The 19,250-nt window shown below is 66.5% G+C and carries 16 protein-coding genes; 10 read left to right on the top strand and 6 right to left on the bottom strand.

What is annotated here, in order from left to right; all coding sequences use genetic code 11:
* Positions 1-142 precede the first annotated feature (142 nt).
* On the top strand, positions 143-3,643 hold the full coding sequence (locus OH802_RS21775; protein ID WP_406022000.1) for a hypothetical protein: 3,501 nt from the start codon (positions 143-145) through the stop codon (positions 3,641-3,643).
* A 219-nt stretch (positions 3,644-3,862) separates the two neighbouring features.
* On the top strand, positions 3,863-5,440 hold the full coding sequence (locus tag OH802_RS21770) for a hypothetical protein (protein ID WP_406021999.1): 1,578 nt from the start codon (positions 3,863-3,865) through the stop codon (positions 5,438-5,440).
* A 284-nt stretch (positions 5,441-5,724) separates the two neighbouring features.
* Here the strand turns inward: OH802_RS21770 and OH802_RS21765 are convergent, their stop codons facing one another.
* Positions 5,725-6,057: a hypothetical protein gene (locus OH802_RS21765; protein ID WP_141793738.1), complete on the bottom strand. Its 333-nt coding sequence runs from the start codon at positions 6,055-6,057 to the stop codon at positions 5,725-5,727.
* A gap of 154 nt (positions 6,058-6,211) precedes the next feature.
* On the opposite strand from OH802_RS21765, the gene OH802_RS21760 reads away from it, so the two are divergent.
* Complete coding sequence (locus tag OH802_RS21760; protein WP_406021997.1) at positions 6,212-6,814, top strand: helix-turn-helix domain-containing protein; 603 nt, start codon at positions 6,212-6,214, stop codon at positions 6,812-6,814.
* A gap of 100 nt (positions 6,815-6,914) precedes the next feature.
* Here the strand turns inward: OH802_RS21760 and OH802_RS21755 are convergent, their stop codons facing one another.
* The gene (locus tag OH802_RS21755; RefSeq protein WP_406021995.1) at positions 6,915-7,301 is read right to left on the bottom strand and encodes a hypothetical protein; all 387 of its coding nucleotides are present in this window, start codon (positions 7,299-7,301) and stop codon (positions 6,915-6,917) included.
* 111 nt (positions 7,302-7,412) lie between these two features.
* Positions 7,413-7,868: a VOC family protein gene (locus OH802_RS21750; protein ID WP_406021993.1), complete on the bottom strand. Its 456-nt coding sequence runs from the start codon at positions 7,866-7,868 to the stop codon at positions 7,413-7,415.
* A gap of 189 nt (positions 7,869-8,057) precedes the next feature.
* Between OH802_RS21750 and OH802_RS21745 the strand changes: the two genes are divergently transcribed.
* The 3 genes from OH802_RS21745 (at position 8,058) to OH802_RS21735 (ending at position 10,599) form a co-directional block, all read left to right on the top strand.
* Positions 8,058-9,227 (top strand): class I SAM-dependent methyltransferase, encoded by a 1,170-nt coding sequence (locus OH802_RS21745; protein WP_406021991.1) that lies wholly within the window; start codon positions 8,058-8,060, stop codon positions 9,225-9,227.
* Between the two features lie 72 nt (positions 9,228-9,299).
* Complete coding sequence (locus OH802_RS21740; RefSeq protein ID WP_406021989.1) at positions 9,300-10,001, top strand: sortase domain-bontaining protein; 702 nt, start codon at positions 9,300-9,302, stop codon at positions 9,999-10,001.
* Positions 10,002-10,251: 250 nt separating this feature from the next.
* Positions 10,252-10,599 carry a hypothetical protein gene (locus OH802_RS21735; protein WP_406021987.1) on the top strand — a complete coding sequence of 116 codons (348 nt, stop codon included), beginning with the start codon at positions 10,252-10,254 and terminating at the stop codon, positions 10,597-10,599.
* 152 nt (positions 10,600-10,751) lie between these two features.
* Here OH802_RS21735 and OH802_RS21730 read toward each other — a convergent pair whose 3' ends face one another.
* A complete protein-coding gene (locus OH802_RS21730) occupies positions 10,752-11,381 on the bottom strand; it encodes a TetR/AcrR family transcriptional regulator (protein WP_406021986.1) in 630 nt (209 codons plus the stop codon).
* Between the two features lie 38 nt (positions 11,382-11,419).
* Here OH802_RS21730 and OH802_RS21725 point away from each other — a divergent pair, with 38 nt between their 5' ends.
* A complete protein-coding gene (locus OH802_RS21725) occupies positions 11,420-12,220 on the top strand; it encodes an alpha/beta fold hydrolase (RefSeq protein WP_406021984.1) in 801 nt (266 codons plus the stop codon).
* Between the two features lie 58 nt (positions 12,221-12,278).
* On the opposite strand, the gene OH802_RS21720 is transcribed toward OH802_RS21725, so the two are convergent.
* Both OH802_RS21720 and OH802_RS21715 read right to left on the bottom strand, forming a co-directional pair.
* Positions 12,279-13,886, bottom strand: a complete 1,608-nt coding sequence (locus OH802_RS21720; protein WP_406021982.1) for an ABC-F family ATP-binding cassette domain-containing protein — start codon at positions 13,884-13,886, stop codon at positions 12,279-12,281.
* A gap of 255 nt (positions 13,887-14,141) precedes the next feature.
* Positions 14,142-15,716 carry a SulP family inorganic anion transporter gene (locus OH802_RS21715; protein WP_406021980.1) on the bottom strand — a complete coding sequence of 525 codons (1,575 nt, stop codon included), beginning with the start codon at positions 15,714-15,716 and terminating at the stop codon, positions 14,142-14,144.
* Between the two features lie 106 nt (positions 15,717-15,822).
* Here OH802_RS21715 and OH802_RS21710 point away from each other — a divergent pair, with 106 nt between their 5' ends.
* Genes OH802_RS21710 through OH802_RS21700 form a run of 3 tightly spaced genes read left to right on the top strand, consistent with a single transcriptional unit; the run spans position 15,823 to position 19,204 of the window.
* Positions 15,823-17,322 carry an arylsulfatase gene (locus OH802_RS21710; protein WP_406021978.1) on the top strand — a complete coding sequence of 500 codons (1,500 nt, stop codon included), beginning with the start codon at positions 15,823-15,825 and terminating at the stop codon, positions 17,320-17,322.
* Positions 17,322-18,308, top strand: a complete 987-nt coding sequence (locus OH802_RS21705; RefSeq protein ID WP_406021976.1) for a formylglycine-generating enzyme family protein — start codon at positions 17,322-17,324, stop codon at positions 18,306-18,308. Before OH802_RS21710 ends, OH802_RS21705 begins: the two co-directional genes overlap by 1 nt.
* Positions 18,305-19,204: an HAD family hydrolase gene (locus OH802_RS21700; protein ID WP_406021974.1), complete on the top strand. Its 900-nt coding sequence runs from the start codon at positions 18,305-18,307 to the stop codon at positions 19,202-19,204. Before OH802_RS21705 ends, OH802_RS21700 begins: the two co-directional genes overlap by 4 nt.
* Positions 19,205-19,250: the final 46 nt, after the last annotated feature.

The raw sequence follows: 19,250 nt of genomic DNA, 5'->3' as shown, positions 1-19,250 counted from the left end.
TCTCCGACGGCTGCTCCCTTCGCCGGGATGTTCGGCGACGCTATGCATATCGACTTATGAGGCAGCGGTCGATCGAGCTGACTCGCTACATTCGGATTGTCCGAAGAGCGGACCTCGTAGAGAGCTAGGTAGGCGCCCGATCGTGAACCTGCTTGACCGTATCGACCGACGTCTAAACGACACCCGGTACCGCCTGCAACAATCTGATTTCGAGGATTGCGCGGCCGCGCTCATCGGGCACGACTACCCAGGTCTCGTCCCTGTGACGGGCGGGACCGACCACGGACTTGATGCAGAACTCGTCAAATCCAACGGCCAGGTCCTCGGCCTCATCATCACCTCTTCCCGCACATGGGAAGGTGCCAAGAAGAGCCTCCGCGGGAGCCTCGAGTCGGCCCGAGACCACGAGACGATCGTCGACCAAGTCGTCGTCGCGAACCTCGCCGAGGTCAACCGGCAGAAACGCATCAAACTGGCCGCGATCGCCAAGGAGTTCAAGTGCGAACTCATCCAAGTCTTCGACCGTCCATGGTTCGCCAACGCATTCCGCGATGATCCCGACTGGCGCCGGAAAATTCTGCACATTGAAGGCGGTGCGTTCAGCCTCTCCCGCACGCCCCGTGGAGCACGTCCTGACGAGCATCAGCTCCCCACCGTCGGTCGCGACGAACTCCTCGACCGCGCCGAGAAGTCCGATCAGGACCTCATCCTCTGGGGTGTCCCCGGCGCCGGCAAGAGCCACGTAGCCGGAAGGCTACCTGGCGCCCTGTTCCTCGAACGGAACACCGCAGCCGAACGGCTGCTCGACGACCTCCTCACGACCAAACCGAAGCTCGTGGTCGTCGATGACGCCGGCGGCCGAACCGACGACATCGAGCAACTCCTGCGTGCTCGGCTCGCAGAGAACCTCGAGTTCCGCGTCGCCGTCACCTGCTGGCCCGACGAGATGGAAAGCGTCGCCGACCACCTTCCGAATGCGCTCGCCCTCGAGGTGGACCTGCTCACCGCGGAGGAAATCGGAGTCCTCCTTCGCGAGCGAGGCATCACCCGCACCTCGGTCATCGCTCATCTGCTCCAGCAAGCCCAAGGGCGACCGGCGTGGGCGCTCAACCTCGCCGACCTCCTAGTCCAGCAAGGCGCCTGGCAGGCCGTGTGGACTGGACAAGCGCTCAGGGATCAGATCCGGGCGTTCCTTCGCCGTTCCAAAGCGCCGGCCGAAGCTATCCAACTGCTCGCAGCCATCGCCCTCGTCAACGACGCCAACGAAGACCAGACCCGCACGATCGCGAAGCTATTCGAACTCAGCCCCACGCAGTTCGAGGAGCTCATCCGCTCGGTCGCAATCGCCGGTCTTGTCGACGTGCGCCGTAACCGATTGTGGAACTCCCCTGACGGGCGGACATTCGAGAACACCTACCGCGTGGTTCCCCGAACCATTGCAGCGAGCATCGTGGCTGATGTCTACTTCGCTGGCCACGCGACCGCCGTACGCATCAGCGACATCAAGACTGCGCTGCCTGACCTTCTCCCGGGCATCCTGCAGACGCAGATCTACGCCGCGTTACTCGGCGCCGAACAGCCGATGGTGCCCCCCGCGGCCGAACTTCTCGCCGTACTTCGCGACCTAGGATTGGGCTCTGAGGGTGACGAACTCTTGCGCACCTACGCACTCATCAACCCTGAGTGCACCCGTTTCGTTTTCGAGTACCTGAAGCAGGCCGTGCAAGATGCGGCCCAGGGAAACGATGAACAGTCCGCCGTCGGAGCAGCCGATGTCCTCGCTGCGCGCGTCGCAGACTCGCTTCAGGCAGAGAAGATCGAGTGGGTCGGACTCTTCTTTGACTCACTGACCCAACTGGATGCGCGAGGGTGGGACTACGCGACGCCCATCAAGACGGTGGTCGAGAACGTCCACGACGCCAGAACCGGTGATTTCCCCGCCTCGACGGCGATCGTGCACCTCTGCGCGGCAATGGCGAGTGACCAAGCTCAAGATCTGCCTGACCACGTCTGGTACCAACTCGCATGTTGTGTCCTCCAGCCGACCTTTGACGGGAACTACATGAGCCCCGAGAAGGTGAACTCGTTCGTCCTGCAGTCGTTCACCTGGCTCGGAGAAGACATCCACGCCATGTATGACGCGCTCGAACCGGAACTGGTCAGTCGACTCGCCAGGGCTTCGGACGCCGAACTCCCAAAACTCATCGACGTCATAAGCAAATGGGAACACATCGCCAGCGGATACCCCCTTCCTCTCGGCGGCATCCCGAACTCAGGGCAGCAGACCGCGGCTCGACGGGTCGCGGTCTCGATCGCCAAAGCCATCGCCCCACTGGTCACCACCCCAGGCCTGCGAGCAGTCTTCAACCGAGCAGCCTCCAGGCTCGAAATCAAGCTTGACGAACCTGATGAGCTCTTCGCGGCGCTGACCACCGAGCGCGACCGCTCCGAAGATTGGGAAGAGGATCGCCGTCTCCGAGACGCTGAGCTCGACCGAGTGCTCGCTGCCTACATCGAACAACCGCCCAGCGTCATCATGACCTGGCTCGTGGACCATGACAGTGACCTCGCCATTGCCGGGCACAGGTCAGCAAGGTGGAACATCATGGTCCACCTCTCCACGCGTCCCGACCCCGAGGTCTGGCTCCGTGCAGCGCTAGACCATGGACTGGGTCGGGCAGTCAGCCCTCTCATCAGCAGATGCGTCGACAACGGCGTCTTGACTGTTCCTCTTGCCATGGAACTCCTCGGCGACGCCTACGGGAGAGGCTCTCTTATCAGCTCGGTCATCAGCAAGTGCGAAGACACCGAGCTCGCGAGTCTCGTCGTCGACGCCCTCACAGTCGATGACATCCAGGACCTCGACTCGTCCTACGCCATCCGTCACGCATCCGACACCACCCGTCAAGCGCTGTTCACCCACCGCGACCCCAAGGTTCGAAGCAGTGCCGCCGCTTTGTGGGCGGCCGAGATGTCGTACTCCTCAGAAGAGATACCAAACGACTCCGACTGGGCTACGGCCATGAGCGACCTCGCCGTCCCATCAGGCACGATGCGCGACCACATGCAGTCCAAAGCGCTCCACATTCTCGCAAAGACGAAGCCAGAGACCTACATGAGTCTGCTGGTCAAGCACGTCGAAGCGCTCGAGGGCAACGATGACTTCGACGAGTGGGAGGAAAGCGCGCGTGAGCTGAGCAACGCGCACCGTTTCGAACTCTGGAACCAGGTGCGCGAAAGCCCGATGGCCAAGAACCTCTTCTGGGTCATCTCAGCCGCAGACATCGAGTGGATCACCACAGCCGTATCCGACCCGAACTTCCCGCTGTCGCTCAGCACGCTGCTGCACGCGACGCGATTCCAGCACGGCAAGCGATACCCGCTGAAGGTTCTTGCTGTCATGCTCCGGCCACTCAACTGGCAGCCCGATGACCTTCTCTGGACCCTCGATGTCGGAACGCACTGGGGCGAAGACCACGAACGGCTCGAACGGCACCTCAAGGTGTGCCGTGAACTGGCTGGGGAGTCCGAACCGGACCTCGTGCGGCTCGGTGAGCGTGGCGTCGAGACCTTTGAACCGCGCTTGGCTGAGGCGAGAAGGGCTGCGCGACGCGCTGCGGTGCGCGGGACACTCGGCTACTGACATCGCGGACGCCGATTCCGCCGGGGTCGCGTTTGGGCCCGACCTAACTCGAAGTCGGTCAAGGTTTCGCGACCTAACCAGCAAGAGGTCAGGAGCCTGATCCCAGGTGCGCCGTGGATCACCCCGAACAGCGCGGTCATCAACTCGGAGAAATAGCTGTCCGCGAGGACCGCAACTAACCCTGATGCACGTCGTGTGCCTGGTTGATTGAATAGCGCCGTGAGCGACACCGATTCCGAGCAGCAGTCCGCTACGCCGTCGTCAGACCTGATGCCTGTGGAACTTCCGTCTATGCCAGAGACGGTCATCGACCCGGATCTGTTCCGACTGACGATGACGGTCGTCGCGCATATGGACGCGATGGTGACTGAGTACTTCGCTCAAGAAGGCTACAAGTACACGCCGTACCGGGAGAAGCGGCAGGTGAAGGCTTTCGACTCGGGTTGGCCGAACGTGTACTCCAAGGAAAAGGACGAGTCTCGTGTCGCCCCGGCCGAGTTGTTCGCAAACAAGGCCAGCGGCATCGACCCGTTCGCCTACGACGACATTTCCGGCATGGCCGAGCTGAAAGAATACGTCACCACAACCGAGACCGTGCACGAGAGAATTCGGCCGCAGATCGTTGGCGGAACGATTCCCGACGACTTGGCCAAGTCCTTGGTGGACACGACCATCGTGCTGCTTCCATCGAGCATCTACGACCGTGCGACCGCGCTCGGCCTGGGGATGGCCGACCCGGCCGTCGCCGACCTGTATCTGCAGAGGGAGAGGTCGTGGCTCGCGCCCACGTTGGCCTACCAGCTCGTGGTTCCTCTCCTGCTGACCGACTTCGACATTGGCGACGAGGGCCTTCAGGTGGATGAAGTCACTCGAATCGAACGACTCACTGACGACGACCTGCGCCGCATCAGCGAAGTCGACCGGTTCACCGTAAAGACCCCGCTCGCTGACGCAGCAAAGTGGGCCGTGGTCGTTGACATGCCCGCGATGGACAACATCGGAGGGGGCCGGAAGCTGTTCACCCAGGAGGCCCCGATCGACACCAGTGGTATCACGGCCGTCTGCGAAGCCATCCGCATCGTCTCTCTCGCACGCCCCGGGTGGGCTCGCGTGTTCCGTCGCCCGCGTGACTGGGCGGAACATTGGGAAGATCATCTCCCAAACTTGAACCACGTTTTTACTGCTCGCCGCTATCCCTTGTACTTCGAGAACGGCGGGTGGCTCAAAGAACACAGGGCGGTGACCGCCGAGGAAGCAGCGCAACTTCCGGAGGTCGCAGCAGCTCTGAAGACCTCCAACGCACAGGCAAAGCTTGCGTCCAGGCGGCTTTCGATGGCATTGCTTCGCGATGCGCCGGATGACCAGCTCATCGACGCGTGCATCGGGCTCGAGGCTCTGCTCGGGCAGAAAGGCGCTGAGATCTCGTACCGCGTCTCTGTCCGGGCGGCTGCCCTCCTCGCATCCAAGACCGATGATCCTCGTGACCCCGAATTGACGTTCAAGGTTGCCCGGAAGGTCTACGACCGGCGCTCCGAACTGGTCCACGGCAGCACCAGCGGCAAGCACGCGACGGTTCAGCCGCAAGAGGGAGGGCCGGAGTTCTCCACCCACTCGGTCGCCGTGTGGTTGGTTCGGGAGGTCCTCCATGAGCGCCTCATCCGGTCCGACTGGTCCGTCGAGGACCTCGACGCGATGGTCTTGAAGGGTTTGGCACCGGCGAATCCGACCGGCCCGAAAGTGGACGTCGAAGACGCGCAGGCGGCTGCGGCTGAGGAATCGACCCGCGGAGACGGCTGACCCACCAGCGCCATTCGGACTCGAGCAGGCTCCCAACTATGGCGACAGGAATGGCTGGGAGTCGGGTGTCGGACGTTCCTGTCGAGAGCGCAGGGTCGGGCGCGAGCAACGCTGTGGGCGGCCTTCGCCGGTGACGCAGCGCGCCTCTGCGGCTCGACGTACACGCCCAGCCGTTGATCGACGTGCGTCATACCGCCACGAGCGCGCTACATCGCCGCGATGGGTCACTCACCGAAGGGGCGGGCTGTCGAGGTCTCCCTTCCTATGGCGTCCCTTTGGCGTCCCTATGGCGTCGTCGTGGCGAGGAGGCGTCGCGCACGACGACCCAGATCGCTCAGATCCACCCGACCCTCCTCAGCCGCGGCCGCCAGACGCGCGGCGAGGTCCATTGCCTCGTCGAGCTCGGGTGCGGTGACCGCGGACTCCTGGCCCATATCGCGAAGGATTGTGATCTCGGTCCTGGACGCGATCAAGGGGTCGGTGACCCCGTCGATCCAGACTCGAGTGCGGCGGCCATCGCCGCGTTCCTCCCCGGTGATGCGCTCCAGGGCGAAGATACGGTCGGCGCGCGCGAACTTTCCGAAACCCAATGCCACCATCCGGGAGTCCGATGCCATGTAGTCATCTTGCCATCACGCATCGAACTCTGATCTGGCGTGCAACCCCAGCTGACAGAAATGGTCCCGCGTCATACCGCCGCGACGAGGTGTCAATGGAGTTACCGATGATGACGCACTGAAGAGGACGCCGCCGGATCGATAGGGTTCGTGCATGACGCCAGAGAAGGTGCTGGAGCTTGTGAACGCCGGCGAGTCCGAAACTGTCGAGTTCAAGGCCGGGCTTCCGAATCCAACGCAAATTGCACAACACTTGGCAGCGTTTGCGAACGCGAGCGGAGGTTCTCTTGTTCTAGGTGTTTCGGAGCAGAGCGGCACGCCCCACGTGGTCGGCGTGGATGCTGACCGCGCTGAGATCTACGTGGGAAAGGCACTTCAACTTCTCGAGCCATCTCCCGCAGTATTGACGACTAGGACCTTCGTTGGCGCAGACGAAGTCGTGGTCGTCGAGGTCGTGGCTGGCCGACGTCTAACGCTCGCGCCAAGTGGCTTGTTTGTCCGCACTGGCGAACGCGACCGACCGCTCACCCCAAGCGAAGTTGTCGATCGAGTCAATCGATCGAGCGTTGGTGACTCCCAACGGGAGATTGAGACCCTCGCAAAGGCGGCAACGAACCTGACAAACCAACTTGAGGAGCAGAAGCCCCTCCTCGAGAAGCTGAATAGGGCGAATAGCCCCTGGCGTAAGGGCTTCTGGGTCGGGGTCGGAGCGGTAGCGGGCGCAGTCGCGAAGGAGTTGGCGCAGTACCTCTGGTGACTGGCGGTGAGCCACTGGCGCCCCGCATCCTTCAATGGACGACTGACCAAGTTCGCGTGAAGACAGAGGACCACGTCATGCCGCCGCGAGTGTGAGACTCCTACCCCTGCTCGGTCATGCTCATCCAACGATCGGGCGGCGCCTTGTGAGCCCGAATCGCCGCCTCCTCCAGGATCTCCCAGCGGTCCAAGACGTGCCGTTCAAACTCAGACGGAAGGCGCACGCGGTGGTCTTGGACGTAGTGCGCGAGCCCCTGCGGCCACAGATACGAGCCGTCGGTCAGTTCGGCGTTTCCGTTGGCCGAAAGATCGCAGATCCGACAGGGCGAGAACCCCATCATGTGCAGCACGGGCAGACCACCTTGAAGGTACGCGACCACGAGTTCCCGCTCGTCGTCATCCCAGGTCTCATCAAGGTGCCCGCGCGGATCTGGCAGCGTGGGTTCGTACTCGCTGCGCCAATACCCGACACGGATGAGGCTCGTCATATCGACATCCTGACGCAGCAGTCGCGACGTGTCGCTACAACGTGCCCACTCGGACCCGCCGGACGCGGCTTCGGAACTGCGTCATACCGCCGCGAGTGGCGTACGCCTTGGCTAGAAGTTGAGTCGCGGTTGGTCATAGAAGGTCGGCGGCCCGGGCCCGAACTCGACTCCGGCGAAGGTGCCAGGTGGTCCGGTGTGCGAGCCGGCCACGAAGCGAAGGATGGTCCCGTCCGGATCCGCTACATCCATAGCGATGCCGAACTCCCCGCGATCGTGAATCTCGCCGTGCGCGATGCCCAGATCGACACACCGAGCGACCACCGTCATCATCTGTTCGGGCGTGCTGACCATGAAGGCACAGACGTCGAAACCGTCCAGTACCGGACCGCTCGCGCAGTACTCGCGCTGCCGAAGGCCGATCACGAAACCGGCAGCGTGGTCGGCGAGCACGATCCCCCGGACCGCCGAGTCCTCGTAGAACTCAGCCGCCAGCTCGAGGCCGAACAGGTCGGAATACCAACGCGCACTGCGGGCCAGATCGCTCACCGGGAGCTTGATCTGGCGCACGCCGACAATCGGGAGCTTCATGCCTCGCAGCATTCCGCAGCCACGAGGCACCAGTCGACATGAGTACGCGTGTTTCACCATCGGTGATGAGTGCCGCCGCAGGGTGTGCAACTTTACGCCGCGATGGACTCGTCACCCAATGCTCGACACCGAGAACATCGCGGCTGAGGGGACGCAGCACCGGACGACATGAAGATCGCATCAGGGTCGAAGAGCCGTACCTCAAACCAAGTAGGGGCCGAACCGGGCTGCCGAGGTGAACGTGACCGGGGCGATGGTGGACAGATGGATGCATCGCAGCAGACGGCGGATGAAGTGGCCGAGCGGCTTTTCGGGTCGCTCCTCGGGACGGTGGAGATTGTCTCGGTCTTCATCGGGGATCGGCTTGGGTGGTATCGATCGCTGGCTGATGAGGGGCCGGCGAGTGCGGTCGAGCTGGCGGGGCGTACGGGGACACAGGTGCGGTACGCGCGGGAGTGGCTCGAGCAGCAGGCGGTGGTGGGGCTGTTGGTGGTCGATAAGGACGGGGAGCCTGACGATCGCCGATTCGCCATCCCGGCGAGCACGGCCGAGGTGATGACCGACTCGACCAGTTTGGCTTATCTGGCGCCCATCGCCCGGATGTTCGGGGCGGTTGGGCCGGCGCTGCCTCGGCTCCTGGAGGCGTACCGGAATGGTGGCGGGGTCAGCTGGGACGAGCTCGGTGATGACGCTCGGGAGTCGCAGGCGGACGCCAATCGGCCATGGTACGAGAAGCAGCTCGGGCCGGCGCTGGCTGGCGTGCCCGCCGTCCACGACGTTCTCTCCGAGCCGGGGTGTCGGATTCTCGACGTGGGTAGCGGTGGGGGATGGTCGAGCATCGCCTTGGCTCGCGCGTACCCCGAGGCCACCGTGCTCGGCATCGACATCGACCAGCCGTCGGTCGACATGGCCGTGGCGAACGCACACGAGGCGGGTGTCGGGGACCGGGTGCGTTTCGTGTGCCAGGACGCAGCCACGCTCGAGGAAGGGACGGTCGACGTCGCTTTCGCCTTCGAGTGCGTGCATGACATGCCCCGGCCGGTCGACGTGCTCAGTGCGGTCCGGAGGACGCTCGTCCCGGGCGGATCTCTGGTGGTGATGGACGAGGCCGTGGCGGACAGCTTCGCGCCGGACGGCGACGAGTTGGAGCGGATGATGTACGGGTTCAGCCTCTTCGTGTGTCTGCCGGACGGGCTCTCGTCGCCCCCGAGCGTCGGGACCGGGACGGTGATGCGGCCATCGACCCTGCAGGGCTACGGCGAGGCCGCGGGCTTCAGTGGGTTCGAGGTCCTCCCGATCGAGGGGTTCGGGTTCTGGCGGTTCTACCGGCTCTTCTGATCTCGTCGGCAGGTCGGGCTTTCGTGGCGGCGTACCGTGGGCTCGAACCACTAGCTCGCCTGAGGCGGCGCCATGAAGATCACCTCGTCCCGAGCCGTCGCCACGGTCCTCGGTGCACTCGCGCTCGGCGGGTGCGGCGCCGAAACCCCCTCGGTGACAAGCACGCCTTCGACACCGTCAGCGTCGCCGTCGGCCACGGCAACCTCGACCCCGCCAGCGCCGGCCTCGCCGTCGGCCACCGAGACGACACCGCTGTCCTCCGACGGCCGGCCGATGCGCGGGGAACTGTCCATCCCGCGCATCGGCGTCACCGATCTCGAGGTCGTGCCCTATCGAGGATGGACCGACGACGCTCCCGGGACCGAGATCCAGAACGGCGGTGTGGCGGCCAGTCCGTACGGTCCTCGCGGCGGCACCGGGCCTGGTGGGATCGGTAACTACCAGGTGACCGCGCACCGGCTCTCCTCCACGCAGGCGTTCCTCCGGCTGCCCGAACTCGAACCAGGTGACCGGGTCCGGGTGCGCACCGAGGAGGCGACGTACGTCTATCGCATCACCGGCACCCGGGAGACGTCGTTCCGGTCGACGGCGTCGCTCCGCGCGCAGCGCGCCGCCGTCCCCGGCCAACCCGGCCGAGAGCCCACCCGCGCGATGATCACGCTGTCGACCTGCGCCACGCCTGAGGACCACGCGGCCGGCAACTACTGGTCCGACGAGTTCGACAACCCCGAGCACCGTATCGACAAGATCGGGGTCCTCGTCGCCATCAGGTGAATCTGAGCCACGCTCGTACACCGTGCGCCTGCGCGTGCAATTCCCCACCGTGCTCGCGAGGATCTGCTGAGATGAGCAGGTGACGCAGGGATTGAGGTGGCGGCGACTCGTGAGGTCGCGCAGCAAGCGCCCCAGCGTCCGGGCGGCCTGGGCGGGAGGTGTCGTTGCTCTTGGTCTGCTCGCGTTGTATGTGCCTGCGTGGGCCGACGCGACGTCGGGCGAGCATGTCGAGCGCGCTGAGGTCGTCGGCATGGAGACCCTTCCCGAGGGGCAGGCCAATGCGTGCACGACCGTTGAGGTCGGAGGATCGGGCCAGCCGAAGGTCGAGCGTCATCGGAAGTACGAGATCACCTGGCGGTCGGCGGACAAGCCTGTCGGACAGCCAGCAGTGTTCACCGCGTACTCGTGCGACCGTTACGAGATGGGTGACGAGCGCACCGTCATCCGCGGTCCGGATCATCGCGTGACGATGGTCAATTGGCTCAACGCGAATGTGTATCGCGTCGCGCTGCTCTGTCTCCTGGTCGGTGCATTGGTTGGCATCGTCGTCTTCATCGCGCTTCCTCGTGCCGGCACTGACCGAGGTGCCGTGATCTGAACGTGACTGGTCTTGGACGGCTCGTGCGTGAGTGACGATCGACATCCGTGACGTGTCGGACGGGCACTGTGCGCCGACGTACAACCCCCGCGTGGTCGGCGACCTCGTGGCGAGGTGGGTCGCGCGACACGGCCAGGAGCCGACCGACCTGGCTACCCCATGAGTGATCGGTCGTGGAGGGGCTTGTCGAGCAGCGTCGCAAGAGCTGCATCGACGATCTCCAAGAGCTTGCCGCGCCCCAGACCCTGGTTGGACTGGACCGACAGGCCGTGCCAGAGCGTTTGTGTTAGAGCGGCGAGCGTCGCCGGCGCGATGCCGATCCCCGAGTGACCCTCGCTGTGTGCACGTTCGATGCGCTCTCGGAGCTGCCGCTCGTTGGACGCGTGCAGTTCGCTCACATAGGTCCGGGTGTCGATGGTGCCTGGTGCGTCGGTCATCGCCGCACTACTGATCAGGCACCCCGGATGCCGAGCGCTGGGTTGGGTGAACTCCACCACTGAGCGACGAAGGAGCAGGCTCAGGACCTCGCCGAGATCGGGCTCTGCGCACGCCTCGTCATAGATGGTCCGGTAGCGCTCGGCATATGTGCGAACGGCCTCTTCGAAGAGGCCGGCTTTGCTGCCGAACGCGGCGTAGATGCTCGAGGTGGACATTCCCAGGCCCTCGCTGAGCGCTCGGGTGGTCGTGCCGGAGTAACCCCGGCTCCAGAAGAGGCGGGCCGCCGCCAGCACCGCATCGTCTCGATCGAACATTCGGGGACGTCCGACGGGTCGGGAACTCATGACTTGCATTATAGAGCGTTCGCTTCATAATAAACTTTATGGAGCGAACGTTTCAGAAATCTGTCCCGACCGGTGCCGGCCGCTGGGTCACGGTTGATGTATACGGAGACGGCGACCGGCCCGGGCTGCTCGTGGTGCCGGGCGTGATGAGCGATGCCAGGGGATGGCGACACGTGGCTCGGGCCATGACCACGTGGCCGTCGGTCTCGATCGTCAACCGACGCGGACGCGCGCCGTCGGGCCCGCTCGGAGACGAATACTCGCTTCGGACCGAGGTCGACGACCTGACCTCCGTGCTCGAGCAGATCGGCGAGCCCAAGGCCCTCTTCGGCTGGAGCTACGGGGGTCTCATCGCTCTCCTGCTCGCTTCCGAGCGCCCGGTCGAGCACGTGATCGCGTACGAACCCGTTGCACCGGGTTTCGGTGGCCATGCGCTGCCGTCCCTGCGGGAGGCCGATGAGCTCGGGGACTGGGATCGCAGCGTCGAGATCGTGAACCGGCAGGTCTCGGGTTTCTCGGGGGAGCATGTCGAGCTCCTCCGCTCCGACGGCAACGCATGGACGACACTGCGTCAGCTCAGTGAACCGCTCTATGTCGAGCTCTTGGCGCTCTCGCGGGCCGAGATCCCAGGGTCGTTGGGGTCACAAGCGGGCTCGGTCGACCTGATCATCGGTGAGGACAACGTCGACATGGCGCCGTACGGCACATCGTTCGAGCAGGTCAGGGCCCGGTTGCCGCACGCCGAAGTCCATCGTCTGCCCAGGCAGGGACACCTCGCCCACGTCGACGCACCTGAGGCGCTTGGCCGCATGCTCGACTCCCTGGCCGGGTCGTGGTGAGAGCCGGGCTGCGTTCGACGCCCCGCTTGCGGTGGTCTCGGCCACGCAAGGCTTCGGGCTAGCCGCCCAGGTTCCGACGCTGGTGCATCCGCCCGTTCCCGTCGAGCTCGATGACGGTGTCGATGCCGATCCGCTCCAGGAACCCGTGGTCGTGGCTGACGACGAGCAACGCGCCGCGGTAGGCGTCGAGGGCCTCGGCGAGCTGCTCGACGCTGGTGATGTCGAGGTTGTTGGTCGGCTCGTCGAGGATCAGCAGCTGGGCGGGCGGGTCGGCCAGGAGGAGGCGGGCGAGGGAGACGCGGAAGCGTTCGCCACCTGAGAGCGTACGCACCGGGCGGTCCACGCTGTCGCCCCGAAGCAGGAGCCGGGCGAGCTGGTTGCGGATGGTTCCGGGCGGGAGGTCCGGGGCCACGCTGCGTACGTTCTCCATCGCGCTGGCCTCGTCGTCGAGGCCGTCGAGGCGCTGGGGGAGGAGGCCGACCAGGTCGGTGAGAAGACGGCCATGCGGCCGCCCTGGCACCGGGTCGCCGCCCTGGACGATCTGGTCGATAAGGGTCGACTTGCCGGAGCCGTTCGCGCCGATCAGCGCCACCCGCTCCGGTCCCTGGATCACGACGGTCCGGTCCTCGTCCTCCAGCTCCGCGATCCGCCGGCCGCGGGGCACGCCAGGATCGGGGAGGGTGAGGTGGATGTGCTCCTCGTTGCGTACGCGGCCACCGGCCGCATCGACGGCAGCCTGAGCAGCCTTCACCTTGTCGTCGAGCGTCGAGCGGAGCGAGCCGGCGGACGCCTGGGCCTTGCTGGCACGGTTGCCGGCGAGGATCTTCGGGATCCCGCCGTCCTTCTGGGTCTTCTTCGCGGTCCGCTCGCGGCGGGCGAGCTTCGTCTCCGCCTCGATGCGCTGCCGCTTCTCGACCTTGAGCGCCTGCTGCGCGGACCGGGCGGCCTGCGAGGCGGCGGCCTGCTCCTGCTCGCGGTGCTCCTTCCAGGCGCTGTACGGTCCGCCGTACGTGCTCAGCGTGCCGCAGAACAGCTCGGTGGTGCTGTCCATGTGCTCGAGCAGCTCGAGGTCGTGGCTGACGACCACGAGCGTCCCGGGCCACTGGTCGACGAACTCGGCGAGCTTGGCACGGGTGGCTCGGTCGAGGTTGTTCGTGGGCTCGTCGAGCAGTGTGATCGGGGTGCGGCGGATGCGGAGGCCGGTGATCGCGATCAGCATGCCCTCGCCGCCGGAGATCTCGGCGACGCGACGGTCGAGGTCGGTGGCGGAGAAGCCGATCTGGTCCAGGGCCTCGTCGGCACGGGAATCGATGTCCCAGTCGTCGCCGATCGCGTCGAAGTGGCGCTGGTCGACCTCGCCGGCCTCGATCGCCCGGATCGCGGCGAGGATGTCGTCGATGCCGAGCAGGCCGGCGATCGTCGTGTCCTGCCGCAGCGTGAGCGTCTGCGGCAGATAGACGACCTCGCCACTGGCGTCGATCTTCCCGGAGGTCGGTGTCAGCTCGCCGGCGATGAGGCGTAGCAGGGTGGACTTGCCGGCGCCGTTGCGACCGATCAGGCCGGTCCGGTCGGTGCTGAAGGTGCCGTTGACCCGTTCGAGCGCGACGGTGCCGTCGGGCCACTCGAAGGTCAGGTCGCGCAGGGTGATGGCGGATGGGGTGGACATGGCTGTGTTCTCTCGTCTCTTCCGTCGAGCGCCAAGAGGGCGCGACGGGATCAGGTACGTGTCGGCAGAAACGCGAACGTGCCGGAGAGCCCCACGCGTCGACGCCCGGGAAGGGCGGACGCGCGTGTGCGTCGAGAAGTGATCGTTCACCGGTGCGGGATCCCCGCACGGGCGAAGCCACCGGCAGTCCGGTGGCTAGATCTTGTCCACTTCGATCAGCTCCACGTCTTCACTTTAACAGCCGTGCGGGCCCGCTCACCCGACGAACCCTTCCTGCTCCGCCTCCACGAACCACGGTGCTCGGCGGAGGACGGGCAGCACATCATCGGGCACGTCCAGGAGCACCAGCTCGATCTCGTCGGAGGCGAGGTCGTCGCGCAGCGAGCGGAGGGTGTTGAGCAGCGGGACGGTGACGTGGGTGAGGGTGGAGATGTCGAGGGTGACCGTTCGGGGATCGGCGGCCTGCACCAGCGCGAGCGCCGCGTCGTAGGTGGCCTGGGCGTTGCCGGTGTAGAGGTCGCCGGTGAGCAGCAGCGGCAGCACCCCCGCCGGCACCGAGGACGGGGGCGCGAGCCGGCGCACCCGCGGCTGGTTCACCGCGCGGATGACCAGCAGCAGGGTGAGACCGACCCCGACCGCGACGCCGAGGAGCATCCCGCCGGTCAGGCCGACGGCGGCGACGGCGACGGCGACCCAGAGCTCTGCCCGGTCGATGGCGGCGTACGTCCAAAGCTCCCGTGGATCGAGCAGACCGGCCACGGCGACCAGCACCATGGCGGCAAGGATGGCCTGGGGCAGGTCGGCCAGCAGAGGCGCCAGCGCGAGCGCGACGAGCAGCGCCAGACCCACCGTGACCAGCCCGGAGAGCTGGGTACGAGCACCCGAGCGGAGGTTCACGGCCGACTGCGAGAACCCGCCGGCCGGCGGGAGCGACTGGGTGAGCCCACCGGCCAGGGCGCCGATGCCGGTGGCGACCAGCTCGCGGTCCACGTCGATGGCAGGCTCGTGGCGACGCCGGTTGGTCCGCGCCACCAGCACCGTCTCCAGGAACGACATGAGCGCGATGGCGATCGCGCCGGGGAGCAGCCCGACCACGTCGTCGACCACCGGCAGGCTCAGCGACGGCAGCCCGGTCGGCACCGGGTCGATGAGGGCGAGGCCGCGGTCCTCCACGCCGCTGAGCGCCACCAACAAGATGCCTGCCGCGACGACGACGAGCGGCCCCGGCACGGCCGGCGCCAGCCGCCGGAGCACCAGGAGCATCACGATCGCGGCGATCCCGACCACCGCGGTCACCACCGAGAGCTCAGGGAGCTCGCGGGCGACCGCGACCAGCTCCTCGACGAAGCCTTCCGCCTCCGGGTCCGCCGACAGGCCGAGCAGAGCCGGCAGCTGGCTGGCGACGACGGTGAGCCCCACGCCGAGCCGGATCCCGGTCATGGTGGCGGGGGAGATGCTCTCGACCAGCGCGCCCAGCCGGGCCAGCCGCATGATCAGCAGACAGACGCCCACCAGGAAGGTCAGCGTGAACGCGGCCCGCATGAGCTCGTCGGGGTCGCGCTCGGGCAGGGTGGCCAGCGAGCTTGCCACCAGCACGGAGATGGTCGACGTCGTCGAGACGCTCAGCGCGCGTGAGCCACCCAGCAGGGCGTACGCCGCCATCGGCAGCAAGCACGTGTAGAGCCCGACGCTGGCAGGCATGCCCGCGATCGTGGCGTACGCCATGGCCTGGGGGATCACGACCGTCCCGGTCGCGAGCCCGGCGAGCACGTCACCGCGCAGCCACGAGCGGTCGTAGCCGCGCATCGTCGGGATCAGCCACGTCTTCACGACGCCACTCCATCGCGACCGGGCGGTCTGGCATGTCACCCGAGTCGGGGGAGGTCGCGCGCGGGAGGGCTTGCCTAGCCTCCGAGCACAGACACGAGGAGGTTTCATGTCCGACAAGCCCAACATCCTGATCATCTGGGGCGACGACATCGGCATCAGCAACCTGAGCTGCTACAGCGACGGGCTGATGGGCTACCGCACACCCAACATCGACCGGATCGCTGCCGAGGGCATCCGGTTCACCGACTCCTACGGCGAGCAGAGCTGTACGGCCGGCCGCGCGGCGTTCATCACCGGCCAGAACCCCTATCGCACCGGCCTGACCAAGGTCGGCATGCCCGGCGCGGACCTCGGTCTGCGCGCAGAGGACCCGACCATCGCGACGGCACTGAAGTCATTGGGCTACGCGACCGGGCAGTTCGGCAAGAACCACTTCGGCGACCGCGACGAGTTTCTGCCAACCATGCACGGCTTCGACGAGTTCTTCGGCAACCTCTACCACCTCAACGCCGAGGAGGAGCCGGAGCTGTACGACTACCCGCGCGAGGAGGAGTTCCCCAACTTCCGCAAGAGGTTCGGGCCGCGCGGCGTAATCCACTCCTGGGCCAACGGCGACGGCACCCAGCGCATCGAGGACACCGGTCCGCTCACCAAGGAGCGGATGAAGACGATCGACGACGAGGTCGTCCCCGAGGCGCTGCGATTCATGACCGACGCGAGCTCGAGCGACACCCCGTTCTTCGTGTGGCTCAACACCACCCACATGCACTTCCGCACCCACGTCAAGGACGGCAGCCGCGGCAAGGCCGGACGGTGGCAGTCGGAGTACCACGACACGATGGTCGACCACGACGAGTTGGTCGGGTCCGTCCTGGACTACCTGGACGAGAACGGGCTGGCCGACAACACCATCGTCATGTACTCCACCGATAACGGCCCCCACATGAACAGCTGGCCCGACGCCGGCATGACACCGTTCCGCAACGAGAAGAACTCCAACTGGGAGGGCGCCTACCGGGTCCCGGCCATGGTCCGTTGGCCCGGTCGCATCCCCGCCGGCGAGGTGCGCAACGGGATCGTCAGCCACAACGACTGGTTCGTGACCCTGCTCGCCGCCGCCGGTGACACCGACGTCGCCGACCGGCTCAAGACCGGGACGGAGCTAGCGGGCACCACCTACAAGGTGCACCTGGACGGCCACAACCAGCTCGACTACTTCACCGGCGAGGCCGAGGAGAGCCCGCGCAAGCACTTCTTCTACGTCACCGACGACGGCGACCTCGCAGGCATGCGGTTCGACAACTGGAAGTTCATCTTCCTCGAGCAGCGCCAGACCGGGACGCTGGCGATCTGGCTGGACCCGTTGGTGGTGCTGCGCGCACCCAAGATCTACAACCTGCGCCTGGACCCGTTCGAGAAGGCGGAGGGCACGTCGAACACCTACTTCGACTGGATGCTCGACCACGCCTGGCTGCTCATCCCGGCCCAGACGTACGTCGCGCAGATGCTGTCCTCGCTGATCGAGTTCCCGCCGCGGCAGACGCCGGCGACGTTCAGCGTCGACCAGCTGATGGAGAAGCTCAAGGCCGGCATGCCGAGCAGCTGATGACCAGCCAGCCCCTCACCAGGCAACCCAGCTCCAGGCATCCGGTCGTCGATCTGCCCGGCGGCACCTTCACGATGGGGTCCGACGACCACTATCCGGAGGAGGCCCCGACCCACCGCGTGCGGGTCGGGGCGTTCTCCATCGACGCCCACCAGGTCACCAACGAGCAGTTCGCGAAGTTCGTGCGCAAGACCCGCTACGTCACCGTCGCCGAGCGGCCGGTCGACCCGGCCGACTTCCCCGACGCGCCGCCGGAGAACCTTCAGCCGGGCTCGCTGGTCTTCACGCCGACACCGGGGCCGGTCGACCTGCGGCACGTCAGCCAGTGGTGGACCTGGACGCCGGGGGCGTGCTGGTCGGCGCCGGAAGGGCCGGGCAGCTCGGTCAAACGCCGGCCCGACCATCCGGTCGTCCACGTCGCTCTGGAGGATGCCCTGGCGTACGCCTCCTGGGCAGGTGGTGACCTGCCCACCGAGGCCGAGTGGGAGTACGCCGCCCGCGGCGGTCTCGAAGGAGCGGCCTTCACGTGGGGGGACGAGCCGCGCCCGGAGGGTCGGATCATGGCCAACACCTGGGACGGTCTCGACTTCCCGTGGCGGCACACCCGGGAGAGCGGCTTCTCCCGCACGTCCCCGGTCGGGAGCTTCCCGGCCAACGGCTTCGGGCTCTTCGACATGGCCGGCAACGTGTGGGAGTGGACCAGCGACTGGTGGACCGACCGGCATCCCGACGAGGTCGCGAAGCCGTGCTGCGTACCCGTCAACCCGCGCGGTGGCGATGCCGAGCAGAGCTTCGACCCCGCGCAGCCCCAGTTCCGGATCGCCCGCAAGGTCGTCAAGGGCGGCTCGCACCTGTGCGCCGACACCTACTGCCTGCGCTACCGGCCCGCGGCACGCCGCCCACAGATGGTCGACACCGGCACCAGCCACATGGGCTTCCGATGCGTACGCCGCCCCGGGACCCAGCAACCGAAGGAGACACCGTGAACGACCAACTGCTGCCGTCCTGGCGTCCGGGTGCCACCCGCGACGCCGTCATGGCCTTCCTCGACGCGGCCGAGGAGGTGCCCGTGGCCGACCGGATGGCCTGCTTCGACAACGACGGCACCCTGTGGTGCGAGCGTCCCACGTACGTCCAGTTCGACTTCTTCGTCGACGCGCTGCGCACCAGCGCGGCGGCCGACCCGTCGGTGAAGGAGCAGCCGGAGTTCGCGGCCCTGCTCTCGGGTGACCAGCAGGCGATCGGCGACATCGGGCTGGAGCGGATCGCGATGGCTCTCACCGGCCTCTTCGTCGGTCTCCCGCCCCAGGACTTCACCGCGCGGACCCGCGAGTTCATGGCTCGCGCCGACCACCCGACCCTCGGGCGACCGCATCGGACCTGCACCTACGTACCGATGCTCGAACTCATCGCCGAGCTGCGGCGCCGCGACTTCTCGGTGACCGTCGTGACAGGGGGAGGGACCGAGTTCGTCCGCGCCATCACCCAGGACCTCTACGGAGTGCCGCCCGAGGCGGTGGTGGGCACGCTCATCGAGTACGACTACGCCCCGGATCCGCCGCGCCTGAGCCGGTCGGGACGCCTGGTCGGTGCCGCCAACGAGGGCACGGCCAAGGTGTCGAACATCCAGACCCAGCTGGGACGACGCCCGATCCTCGCCGTCGGCAACTCCGGCGGCGACCGGGAGATGCTGGAGTGGGCGGCGGCCGGCGATGGTCCGACGCTCGCGCTGCTCGTCGACCACGACGACGTCGAGCGCGAGTTCTCCTACGTCAGCACCGCACAGACCTTCACCGAGCCCGAGCCGATCACCGACGTCGGCGCCCGGCTGGGCTGGACCGTGATCAGCATGGCCCGCGACTGGGAGACGATCTTCGACTGAACCGCCGAGTCGGCTCGTCAAGACGAGCCGACTCGGCGGGGAATCT

Origin of the sequence: Nocardioides sp. NBC_00850 (assembly GCF_045207335.1) — a bacterium.
Lineage (GTDB): Bacteria > Actinomycetota > Actinomycetes > Propionibacteriales > Nocardioidaceae > Nocardioides.
This window is presented reverse-complemented; position numbering and strand designations above follow the sequence as displayed.